This is a genomic window from Alkalicoccus daliensis (genome assembly GCF_900103955.1).
Lineage (GTDB): Bacteria > Bacillota > Bacilli > Bacillales > Salisediminibacteriaceae > Alkalicoccus > Alkalicoccus daliensis.
The window spans coordinates 1-11,099 of the sequence record NZ_FNIL01000024.1; the positions used below are offsets into that span (position 1 = coordinate 1).

The 11,099-nt window shown below is 44.9% G+C and carries 11 protein-coding genes and 1 rRNA gene; all 12 read right to left on the reverse strand.

Annotated features, from left to right (window positions below):
* Positions 1–160: ribosomal RNA gene (locus BLP92_RS17680) — 16S ribosomal RNA — on the reverse strand; the annotation flags it as partial.
* An 877-nt stretch (positions 161–1,037) separates the two neighbouring features.
* Positions 1,038–1,319 (reverse strand): hypothetical protein, encoded by a 282-nt coding sequence (locus tag BLP92_RS17685; protein ID WP_090844743.1) that lies wholly within the window; start codon positions 1,317–1,319, stop codon positions 1,038–1,040.
* A gap of 35 nt (positions 1,320–1,354) precedes the next feature.
* Positions 1,355–2,839, reverse strand: a complete 1,485-nt coding sequence (lysS, locus tag BLP92_RS17690) for a lysine--tRNA ligase (protein ID WP_244516927.1) — start codon at positions 2,837–2,839, stop codon at positions 1,355–1,357.
* A 295-nt stretch (positions 2,840–3,134) separates the two neighbouring features.
* Positions 3,135–3,641, reverse strand: coding sequence for a 2-amino-4-hydroxy-6-hydroxymethyldihydropteridine diphosphokinase (gene folK, locus BLP92_RS17695; protein WP_090844749.1), 507 nt, complete (start codon positions 3,639–3,641; stop codon positions 3,135–3,137).
* Positions 3,638–4,012, reverse strand: a complete 375-nt coding sequence (folB, locus tag BLP92_RS17700) for a dihydroneopterin aldolase (protein ID WP_090844752.1) — start codon at positions 4,010–4,012, stop codon at positions 3,638–3,640. Before folB ends, folK begins: the two co-directional genes overlap by 4 nt.
* A complete protein-coding gene (gene folP / locus BLP92_RS17705) occupies positions 4,012–4,872 on the reverse strand; it encodes a dihydropteroate synthase (RefSeq protein WP_090844755.1) in 861 nt (286 codons plus the stop codon). Before folP ends, folB begins: the two co-directional genes overlap by 1 nt.
* Before the next feature lie 17 nt (positions 4,873–4,889).
* Positions 4,890–5,744 carry an aminodeoxychorismate lyase gene (gene pabC / locus BLP92_RS17710; protein ID WP_090844758.1) on the reverse strand — a complete coding sequence of 285 codons (855 nt, stop codon included), beginning with the start codon at positions 5,742–5,744 and terminating at the stop codon, positions 4,890–4,892.
* Positions 5,729–6,325 (reverse strand): aminodeoxychorismate/anthranilate synthase component II, encoded by a 597-nt coding sequence (gene pabA / locus BLP92_RS17715; protein WP_090844761.1) that lies wholly within the window; start codon positions 6,323–6,325, stop codon positions 5,729–5,731. Before pabA ends, pabC begins: the two co-directional genes overlap by 16 nt.
* Positions 6,322–7,761 (reverse strand): anthranilate synthase component I family protein, encoded by a 1,440-nt coding sequence (locus BLP92_RS17720; protein ID WP_090844764.1) that lies wholly within the window; start codon positions 7,759–7,761, stop codon positions 6,322–6,324. Before BLP92_RS17720 ends, pabA begins: the two co-directional genes overlap by 4 nt.
* A 317-nt stretch (positions 7,762–8,078) precedes the next feature.
* Positions 8,079–9,011, reverse strand: coding sequence for a cysteine synthase A (gene cysK / locus BLP92_RS17725; protein ID WP_090844767.1), 933 nt, complete (start codon positions 9,009–9,011; stop codon positions 8,079–8,081).
* A gap of 103 nt (positions 9,012–9,114) precedes the next feature.
* A complete protein-coding gene (hslO, locus tag BLP92_RS17730; RefSeq protein WP_090844770.1) occupies positions 9,115–9,990 on the reverse strand; it encodes an Hsp33 family molecular chaperone HslO in 876 nt (291 codons plus the stop codon).
* 15 nt (positions 9,991–10,005) lie between these two features.
* Positions 10,006–10,782, reverse strand: coding sequence for a type III pantothenate kinase (locus BLP92_RS17735; RefSeq protein ID WP_090844774.1), 777 nt, complete (start codon positions 10,780–10,782; stop codon positions 10,006–10,008).
* Between the last annotated feature and the right edge of the window lie 317 nt (positions 10,783–11,099).

Genomic DNA, 11,099 nt, shown 5'->3' on the forward strand with positions numbered 1-11,099 from the left:
TTCCGATCTGGAAGGCAGGTTGCCCACGTGTTACTCACCCGTCCGCCGCTCATTCCACAGGCGTCCCCCCGAAGGGTTCTGCCTGTTTCCTGCGCTCGACTTGCATGTATTAGGCACGCCGCCAGCGTTCGTCCTGAGCCAGGATCAAACTCTCCAATAAATGGTAGAAGTCTGAACTTCTGACGTTCAAAACTGAATCTGGCTAAAGATTCTTTACTTGCTTAAAAAAATTGACAGAGAATGATTCATTCTCTTTACCTTCTTCTTCGTCTTTTGTTTAGTTTTCAAAGAGCAAATATGAATGCCGCTCGTTTTCGGCGACTTTATTAATATAGCACGTGAGCGTTTTAACGTCAACAACTTTGTTGAAAAAGTTTTTCGCGCTTTATTTTCATTCGCTGCGTTCTTCCGCGGCGACAGATAATAATATAGCATGATTGTTTTCCTTTTGACAAGTATTTTAAAAAGAAAAGAATATTCTTTTTTCTTTCCAGTCTTCCTTCTCTCTATCTAGTACTTTAATTACTTTCGGGTACTATATATAGATTCACCACCTTTTGGAATAATCCAAGCATGTTTTCGATCTTCTTCTATATAATATAAACAGCGTTACAGCACTTCTTACTTATTTACCTTTCCTTTTCTCTTCAAAGATTGATGAGTGCGCCCTTTTTCCGAACATTATTATCTTGTGTGCTTCTATTATACCAACGCTGTCGTTTCACTACACCCTTCCATCTATTGAAAATTCTATAAAATATTTCGCAGCCGCGTCTGTTGATTAGCCAATATTATCTAAATAATATCTCGTGTTTCCTATCTAAAACGAACGAAAGAGTTTCTTATCTGGAATGTGGTAAGACGCTCTCCTTCCTCTGAACGCTCTTTTGTGACCGCATTTGCTTTTATTAATTACTTTTAGAAAAGTGATGCTGTAGTTTTATGAAGGGAGGAGTTGCCATTATATTTTACTCGTAATAAAAGACATTTCGCAGTCAGTGGCAAGGCGTTATTTCGAGACTGCGGAAAAAGAAAGTTTAAAGATCACTGGACCGTCTCGCATTCTGGACGGACCTTGGCATGAGTGAAGCCAGCCAAGGGTTTGAAATCTCAGAAAAACGGTCTGGGTTTTCCTGAGATTGGCTGTGCGTAACCATGCCTTCTATTCGGAAGCTGATAGCTTTCTCCACGGCAAGCGAAGAAATAGAAACCGCAGACACTGCACTACCGTAACCTAACGATGTTTTTTCAAATAAATGTATAATCAACAGACGTGATTCGCAGCATCTTAAAATATAAGGCTGCAGTCTTAATTCCACAAAAAAACGCTCCTGATAACAGGAGCGTCGATCGTTTACTCTTCTTCTGTGTCTGCATGTTCCTCCCGGGAGCGCATCTGCGGGAAAAGAAGAACGTCTCTGATAGACTGGGAATTAGTGAGCAGCATGACAAGCCGGTCTATTCCAATACCGAGTCCTCCTGTTGGAGGCATACCGTACTCCAGCGACTCCAGGAAATCTTCATCCATCATGTGAGCCTCTTCATCCCCCTGTTCACGTTCTTCCAGCTGTGCTTCAAATCTTTCTCTCTGATCGATCGGATCGTTCAGCTCAGTGAAGGCATTCGCATGTTCACGGCCTACAATAAACAATTCGAATCGATCCGTAAAACGTGGGTCTTCCGGATTTTTCTTCGCTAAAGGAGAAATATCCAGCGGGTGTCCATATACAAACGTTGGCTGAATAAGCTTTTCTTCTACAAACATTTCAAAAAACTCATTTACGACATGGCCAAATTTCATCGTATCCTTTACCGGAACGTTATGCTGTTTCGCAAGGGCACGCGCTTCCTCGTCGCTCATATGCGCCCAGAAATCCACCCCTGTGTGTTCTTTAACAGCATCCACCATGTGGATTCTTTTCCACTCCGGCTCCAGGTTTATTTCTGTATCGTTATAAATTACTTTCGCTGTTCCGAGCACTTCTTTCGAAATGTGCGCGATCAAGTTTTCTGTAAGACTCATAATGTCCTGGTAGTCTGCGTAAGCCTCATAAAGCTCAATCATCGTGAATTCCGGGTTATGCCGGGTGGAAATTCCTTCATTTCGAAAGACTCTTCCAATTTCATAGACCTTCTCCATACCACCTACGATTAAACGTTTCAAATGCAGTTCAATTGCAATACGCATATAGAGCGTCATGTCGAGTGCATTATGGTGCGTTACAAATGGACGTGCAGAAGCACCTCCCGGAATGGAATGCATTGTAGGAGTTTCTACTTCCAGATATCCTCTGTCATCCAGGTACCGGCGCATGGAACGAAGGATCTGGCTTCTGAATACGAACGTATCACGCACTTCCGGATTTACGATCAAATCTAGATACCGCTGGCGGTAGCGCTGTTCCACATCTTTTAACCCGTGATATTTATCAGGAAGCGGACGTAAGGATTTAGAAAGGAATTCCAGCTTCTGCGCTTTTACAGAAAGCTCTCCAACTTTTGTTTTAAATACTACCCCGTGGATCCCTAAAAGATCTCCAATGTCTGCTCGTGTAAAAAGATCGTACTGTTCTTCGCCTACTGCATCTTTTCGTACATAAATCTGTATCTGTCCCGAAAGGTCCTGTAAGTGAGCAAAGCCTGCTTTTCCTTTTCCGCGCTTTGTCATCATACGCCCTGCAATTGCCACTGATACTTCGTGCTCTTCCAATTCTTCTTTTGATAAAGAATCGTAGTCTCCTGTAATGCTGACTGCATCGTGGGAACGCTCGAATTTGCCGCCGAACGGGTCTATTCCTGCATCAAACATGTTTTGCAGCTTTTCCCGCCGCACCTGCATTTGATCGGAAGCTTCAAAATCTTGACTCACATTCATCATCTCCTGTAATTAAGTAATTAGTTCTTCTATAATAAAGCTGCTTCAAAAGATATGAAGAAAACTGCCAGCATGAACCGGCAGTTTTATTGTCTTCACGTAGTATAAGGAAGTATTGCTGCTACGTCAACTAAGCTTCCGCCAAAGCAGCGCTTCTCCGGGTCTGTCTTTTATTCGTATTTATTCTTACTTGTACAATGTTCACCCAGCTCATTATCTTCTTTGCTGCCACTCTTTATTTTTCATTCACCAGAATACATTAAGTTGCTCCATCGTTTTTTTCAGGCAGCTTTACAATATCACTGGTGTCACCGAGTGCTCTGATACAGTGGCTGATACTTCTTCCATCAGGCTCGGGAAGTGTGAGATCCGGGGTAAGCTCCTCTAATGGAAGGAGTACAAATCCCCGTTCAGTCATACGCGGATGAGGCACGATGAGCGATTCCAGCTCTATCGTCTCCTCCCCGTACAGTAAAAGATCCAGATCAATTTTTCTAGGGCCCCATTTTTCTTTTCTTACCCGCCCCAGCTCCTGTTCAATATACTGCGTAACTTCCAGCAATGTTAACGGTGGCAGAGAAGTATCTATTTTCACCACTGCATTAATAAAGTCCGGCTGATCTGTTACACCCACCGGCTTTGTTTCATAAAAGGAAGAGAGGGCCAATATTCGGATCTCCTCCCGCTGCTGCAGCATCTCTACTGCTTGCTTCAGCTGTTCCACCCGGTTTCCTATATTCGCACCCAGACTGATATAGGAAATCATGAAGTTTCAAATCCTCGTTCGCGGCGGATTTCCACTGCTACAGCATCGTAATGCCCAGGAATAGGCGGGTCCGGCTTCGTTACCTTCACACTGACTGCATCAACTATTGCAAATTTCTTTAACACCTGCTGCGCTACCCGGTGCGTTAAAGTTTCCACCAGTTTCACCGGCTCTCCTTCCAGCACTTCCTTCACTGCCTCATATACTTCTGCATAATTAACGGTATCATCTAAATCATCTGTGCGCCCCGGTTTTTCCGCATCCAGCTCCAGCGTAACATCTGCAAAAAAACGCTGTCCCAGCTTATTCTCCTCCGCGAAAGCTCCGTGATACCCATAAAATCTCATGCCCTGCACATATACTTTATCCATTATTTTAAGCCTCCGATCGGAATAGATGATTGATGTCCTTTACCTATCATTGCATCCATCATTTTTGTCATTCTGCTGATTTCAAGCACATCGTGTACACGCACGATTTCACACCCGAGGTCAATCCCGCGGCAGACCGTAGCTCCCGTTCCTTCTACTCTTTCTCCAACAGGCAGATCGAGTGTTTTTGCAATCAGTGATTTGCGGGAAGTGCCCAGCAGCAGCGGATAGCCTAAACTCGTAAACTTATCTAAATGCCGCATTACCGCTAAATTTTCTTCATAAGATTTAGCAAAGCCGATGCCCGGGTCCAAAATAATTTTATCTTCCTTCACTCCGGCTTTTAAGCAGATCTCTACCGATTCAAGAAGATCTCTTTTCATATCTTCCAGAAAGTTATTATAGGAAGCTTCTTTTCTGTTCTGCATAAGGATAATCGGCACTTTATGTTCTGCCGCTACTGCAGCCATCCGATCATCTGCTTTCGCTCCCCAGACATCGTTAATAATATCGGCTCCTGCTTCCAAAGCTGCTTCTGCAACTGCAGCTTTATACGTATCAATGGAGATTGGGATATCCACTGCTTTTCTTACTGCCTGCACGGCTGGGAGGACCCGGCGGATTTCTTCTGCTTCTTCCACCTTTACCGCACCCGGCCGGGTGGATTCTCCACCGATATCAATAATATCTGCTCCTTCGCGCACCATCTTCTGTGCCTGATATTCCGCTTCCTCAGTTTGATTAAATTTTCCTCCATCTGAAAAGGAATCCGGAGTTACATTTAAAATTCCCATCACATACGTTTTGCCGTCAAAGTCGAGCCGGTGTCCATCCCATTCTATTACACGCGTTTTCTGCATTGCTATCACCTGATTTCTTATTGATGCTTCTCTATTGTGCTGCGGATCGCCGAAGAATATATCTTCTGCAGGTTTTTTGTCACCGGTCCGGAAGCGCCGGGGTAAGAAATATCGTCCCATGAAGAAAGGGGGATAATTTCCTGAATCGAATTCGTCACAAATACTTCTTCTGCCTGCTGTGCCTCTTTTAAAGAAAAACGTCCTTCATACACTTCTAATCCCAGTGCAAGTGCCGCATGCTGAACGAACCTTCCGGTAATTCCCCTTAAACAGCCGCAGCTCTCATCTGGAGTGAACAGCTTTTCATTTTTCACGAAAAAAATATTAGAAGTGATCCCTTCAGAAACAACTCCTGCTTCCGTCAGGAATATTCCTTCTGTTCCCGGCTGTTCTCCCAGTTCCCGCTTAGCGAGAATATTATTCCAGTAATGATGCGACTTGCGCCGCACCTCTCCTTCAGGGGAATTCCTGCGCAGCTGCAGCGTCGCGCCTTTTTTTTCGTCCGGCATTTCAGCCGGGAGTGGCTTTACATACAGAATACAAAGCGGATGATTGTAGGAGGTTGCAGGAAGCCCCACACCTTCCGCACCCCCGGATATATTCAGACGGAAGTAGCCGTCTTTCCATCCGTTCGCTTTAAGCAATGCCGGCACGGCTTCCCGTATATCAGTTTCTAATGAAGAAGGGAGCTTCACGTTCAGCTCCCCTGCTCCTTCTTTTAAACGATCCATATGGTCCGTTAATAAAAATGGTACTCCTTCATATGTGCGGAACGTTTCAAATAAACCCGCACCATATAAAAATCCATGCTCGTAAGGGGAAATATGAATATCTTTATCCTTTTTTATTTCTCCGTTTACGTAGAGGAACATGTGGATCGAAACTCCTTATAATGATCCAGGAAGTTACGGAGCATAATTTTTCCGGTATCTGTCATAATGGATTCGGGATGAAACTGTACTCCTTCGATTGGCAGTTCTTTATGGCGGATCGCCATAATTTCTTTTTCTTCGGTTTCTGCAGTAATTTCAAAACAGTCCGGCAGCGTTTCTCTTTTTACAATGAGGGAGTGATATCTTGTTGCTGTGAAAGGGTTGGGAAGACCTGCAAAAATAGACTCGCTGTTATGGTGCACCGGAGAAGTTTTCCCGTGCATCAATCTTTCTGCCTGCACCACGTCCCCTCCAAATACCTGCGCCATTGACTGATGCCCCAGACACACTCCAAAAATAGGAATTTCTCCGGCAAACGTCCGGATTGCCTCCATGGAGACGCCTGCTTCGTTCGGGGAACAGGGTCCTGGGGAAATCATCAAATAATCAGGATTCATTTCGCGGATTTCCTCCATGGTAATCTGATCATTCCTCTTTACTACCAATTCCTGTCCCATTTCACCTAAATACTGTACCAGGTTATACGTAAAAGAATCATAGTTATCAATCATTAATATCATCTTAAAATCCTCCTCTGCTCTGCTGCTTCCAACTCACTCAGCTCTTTCGCTTTCCATAGTGCTTTTGCTTTTTTTAAAGACTCCCGGTACTCTGCCTGCGGGGAAGAATCTATTACAATTCCCGCGCCCGCCTGCACGTGTACCTCGCCCTCTTTTGCAATCATCGTCCGGATGGTGATATTCAATTCCATATCATGATTAAATCCAATCCATCCCATCGCGCCTGTATATGCGCCCCGCCTTACCGGTTCCAGTTCTTCAATTATTTCCATCGTCCGGATCTTCGGAGCTCCTGTAATGGTACCGCCGGGAAAAGTAGCGGCAATTACATCGAGTATATCGAAATCCGGAGATTTTTTCCCTCTTACGTTAGAGACAATATGCTGTACGTGGGAATATTTTTCAATCACCATCAGCTCATTTACTTCCACACTTCCATAGGTGCAGACACGCCCGAGATCATTTCTTTCCAGATCCACCAGCATAATATGTTCTGCACGTTCTTTTTCATTGGATAGTAAAGTCTCCGCAAGTTCCTGATCTTCTGCTTCATTTTTCCCGCGGGAGCGTGTTCCTGCAATCGGTCTTGTGCTTACTTCATTCCCTTTCACCTTTACCAGCAGTTCCGGGGAAGCACTGATATACTGCAGCTCAGGCGTCTGCATAAAGGCCATATAAGGGGAAGGATTCAGCTTGCGCAGGTGTTCATAAACATGCATTGGCTCGGTCGTCTGCTTTCTTGTTTCTCGGACAGAAAGATTTACCTGAAATACATCTCCCTGCGCAATATACTGCTTTGTCTGTTCTACTGCTCTGGCGAAATCCGGCTCTGAGAAAGAACGTACGGGAACTTCATTTTCAGGCGGGCTTTCCGCCTGGTGAAATTGCGGGAGGGCTTCTTTTGATGCCTGTGCCCAGGAGGCCTCCAGACTATCCAGCTCTTTTTGCGCTTCTTTTTCTGAAGAAGCAACAGCAATATTCCACCGCCGCTTTTCCAGGTGATCTATTACATAAAACGAATCGAACGCCAGCAGAAAAATATCTTCTGTAAGAAGATCGTCTTCTGCACTCTTCGGGAGATCTTCCACTTCACGGACAAGATCATAGCTGAACTGTCCGATAAGTCCTCCTTGAAAATCCGGAAGCATTTCTGCTGTTTCTGTTTCATACTCCTTCAGCCAGCTGCGAAGTGAAGAAAGAAGCGGTCCTTTGAAGACTGACTTAGCTGTTCCCTGTTCTACTTCAAGCAAGCCATCTTTCCCGCGCAGCTTTGCAAACGGCGAGAGACCGATAAAAGAATATCTGCCTCCGCGTCCACTTTCGAGCAGCACATGATCCGGTTTCCCCCGGCTGATTATTTTATATACGTCAAACCAGCTCCGGCCTTCTTCCTCCAAAGGATAAGAAGCCCCAAACGGTTTTCTAATTTTCTTCATTCCACACACTCCTGACTTCTTCTGCCAGTTTTATTTCTCCCATTATTATACGGGGGTCTCAGACCTCGCGCAATCATCTTCGCTTCGTAAAAAATCTTATTTGGAAAAGTGAAGATCGCTCTGTTCTTTAATAGTGCGTGCTTTGCTTAACCCCGACAGTGTTTGTTCAATTTCAGCAGAAATTTTTCTATTCCCAGAATCCCTTCTGTCACTTAGAGCGCGCAGTAAATTCATTCATCGTTAAGAAAACTTCCTCTGTTTGTAATTCATTTAAAAAAACCCGGAAAGCTGAAGCTCAGCTCTCCGGGTCCTGCAAATTATTCTTCGTCGTCAAACTGATAAAGTGGTGTGCTTAGGTAACGCTCTCCATTACTTGGAATAACCGCTACTACTTTCTTTCCTTTGCCAAGCTTCTTCGCTACTTCAAGTGCCGCATAAATCGCCGCCCCAGAAGAAACACCGCCAAGAATACCTTCTTCGCGCGCTGCACGGCGGGCAAATTCATATGCCTGATCAGTAGAGACCTGCATTACTTCATCAAAAATGTTTTCATTTAAAATGTCCGGTACAAACCCGGCACCAATTCCCTGAATTTTGTGGGGACCAGGTCCGCCGCCTGAAAGGATAGGAGAGTCTTCCGGCTCAAGCGCGACAATATGAAGATCCGGGAATTTTTCTTTCAGTACTTCTCCGGCTCCTGTAATCGTACCGCCGGTGCCGATTCCTGAAACGAATGCATCCAGCTGATCGCCGACCTGTGCCAGCAGCTCTTTTCCTGTTGTTTCACGATGAATTTTTGGATTTGCTTCATTTTCAAACTGCTGCGGCATGAAGTAACCATGCTTCTTCTGCAGTTCTACTGCTTCTGCAATTGCACCCTTCATACCTTTTGGCCCTGGAGTCAGTACCAGTTCTGCACCATAAGCACGCAGCAGGTTGCGTCGTTCCATACTCATTGTTTCCGGCATTACAAGAATACTTTTATATCCTTTTGCAGCAGCCACCATTGCAAGCCCGATACCGGTGTTACCACTTGTAGGTTCAATAATCGTATCTCCCGGCTTCAGGTTCCCCTGCTCTTCTGCTGCTTCAATCATTGAAATTGCAATTCTGTCTTTTACACTGCTTCCCGGGTTCATATACTCCAGCTTCAGATATACATCTGCATGCTCTTCTGTTGTCAGCCGCTGTAATTTCACCAGTGGAGTATCCCCAATGAGATCTGTAATTGAATTTGCTACTTTCGCCATGAAAAACGCCTCCTTGTAATCCTGAGTATTTTAATCGGTTTAGTTTTGTATTGTTCTTACATCGTAGCAAAGCTTTCTAAAGAATGCAAATAAATATCTTCTGTTATTTCTTTTCTAAAATTGTTTCCAATTCTTCTTTTGAAATCCAATATCTTTCATTACAGAAATGACAGGTTGTTTCTGCCCCGCCATCTTCGTGAATCATTGCGGAAAGCTCGTTATCATCAATGCTGTATAAAGCTGTTAAAATTCTTTCTTTGGAGCACTGGCACTCAAACACTGTTTCCTTTGTTTCAATAATCCGGAAATTGTCCGTACCTGCCAATTGCTCTACAATCTGTTCAGGTGTGTCCCCGCGCTGAATCATAGAAGAAATCGGCGGCAGCGTTTTAAGATGCGCTTCAATATCATCAAGCGTTTCATCCTGGGCTCCTGGCATAATCTGCAGAATAAAACCGCCGGCACCCTCTACAATATCTTCTTTTCCTACTACTACCCCGAGTCCCACGGAAGAGGGGGTCTGTTCAGAAGTAGCAAAATAATAAGTGAAGTCTTCTGCCAGTTCTCCGGATACAAGGGGCACGCTGCCGGTAAAATGATCCCGCATTCCAAGATCCTTTACTACAGAGAGAGAGCCTTCGGTGCCGACTGCAGCCGATACATCAAGTTTTCCGTTTGCTTTACGTTCCGGATCGACGTGGCTCTGATTTACATAGCCCCGGGCAGTGCCCGCAGCCGTAGAATCTATGATGATCGGACTTGCTGGTCCGTTTCCTTCAATTTTAATGGTCATTTTTTCTTCACCTTTGAGCATGCATCCCATCATTGTTCCAGCCGTCAACGCACGTCCCAGCGCAGCAGTCACTGTGCGCCATGTATCATGCCGGCGGGCTGCTTCTTTCACCATCTCTGTCGAACGCATCGCATAAATTCGAATCGTATCATCATATGCGAGTGCTTTTACTAAATAATCGTTCATCTGTTCATTTCCTCCTTATGAAAATAACTCTTTGTTTTTTAAATAGATAAGCTGAAGACCATCGAGTGTCAGGAACTCATGGGCTTCATCAATTTTATCACTTTCCTGTGCTATCCAGTGAGCAGAAGGGCCTGTTACTATCACTTTCGCATGCGCACCGCCTTCTGTGCGCATCCGCTGAATCATTCCTTCCACTTCGCTGAGCTGTCCGTAATGAGCACCGGCCTGCAATGCTTCTGCGGTACTTCTTCCAATCACGCGGCCCGTGTTATTTGTTTCTACACGCGGAAGCTTTGAAGCTTTTGCTGCAAGTGCTTCCATCGCAATATCCATGCCGGGAGTAATCGCACCGCCCAGATAGCGTCCTTTGTCATCCAGATAACAGTAGGTCGTCGCAGTCCCGAAATCAATAATAATGAGTGGAAAACCATACAGCTCTTTTCCTGCCACTGCGTTTGTAATCCGGTCTGCTCCTACTTCCCTGGGATTTTCATATAAAATGTTTAATCCAGTTTTCACACCTGGCCCTACAAAACGTACAGGAATACGCAGGTGGTCTTCCATCACCTCTGCAGTTACGCTGTCTGCCTGCGGCACTACGGAGCAGATCATTGCTCCTTCGCAGTCTTCTGTATGCAGGCTGTAAAATTCCATCATATGATACAGAAAAAGAGCATATTCGTCGGCTGTCCGGGTTGCGTCCGTTTTCATCGTCCAGTGAGAAATCAGCTCTTTCTCTTTATATACCCCAAAAGCTGTTTTCGTATTTCCTATATCGATAACGAGGTTCAATCTGCTTCCACCCTCTCCTGACCATGCCACATCTGATAAAGAGTCTATTAAAAAAGTTTCCCTGTGCTGGATGATCTTAAAAGTCTTTCTGCAATTCTTTTTTAATAAGGCTGCCTTGAAAATAAAATTTTTGCTAAAAAGAAGTAATACTGTTGCTTCACTTTCGGAGAGGCTTACCTAAGGGCTTGTTCTCGACTAATTTCTCTCTAAGGCACGGCTTCCATCGATCCACAGACAGCAGGGCAGAGACCGCCATGCTGTCTTGAAGAACCAGGATCGATTCCGCTCGTGCTTCGTGACCTTCCAGAAGGTCACTT

Excerpts from the sequence above, each read along its gene's own strand:
- lysS (WP_244516927.1), bottom strand. The coding sequence starts at position 2,839 with ATGCAGGTGCGGCGGGAAAAGCTGCAAAACATGTTTGATGCAGGAATA.
- folK (WP_090844749.1), bottom strand. The coding sequence starts at position 3,641 with ATGATTTCCTATATCAGTCTGGGTGCGAATATAGGAAACCGGGTGGAA.
- folB (WP_090844752.1), bottom strand. The coding sequence starts at position 4,012 with ATGGATAAAGTATATGTGCAGGGCATGAGATTTTATGGGTATCACGGA.
- folP (WP_090844755.1), bottom strand. The coding sequence starts at position 4,872 with ATGCAGAAAACGCGTGTAATAGAATGGGATGGACACCGGCTCGACTTT.
- pabC (WP_090844758.1), bottom strand. The coding sequence starts at position 5,744 with ATGTTCCTCTACGTAAACGGAGAAATAAAAAAGGATAAAGATATTCAT.
- pabA (WP_090844761.1), bottom strand. The coding sequence starts at position 6,325 with ATGATATTAATGATTGATAACTATGATTCTTTTACGTATAACCTGGTA.
- BLP92_RS17720 (WP_090844764.1), bottom strand. The coding sequence starts at position 7,761 with ATGAAGAAAATTAGAAAACCGTTTGGGGCTTCTTATCCTTTGGAGGAA.
- cysK (WP_090844767.1), bottom strand. The coding sequence starts at position 9,011 with ATGGCGAAAGTAGCAAATTCAATTACAGATCTCATTGGGGATACTCCA.
- hslO (WP_090844770.1), bottom strand. The coding sequence starts at position 9,990 with ATGAACGATTATTTAGTAAAAGCACTCGCATATGATGATACGATTCGA.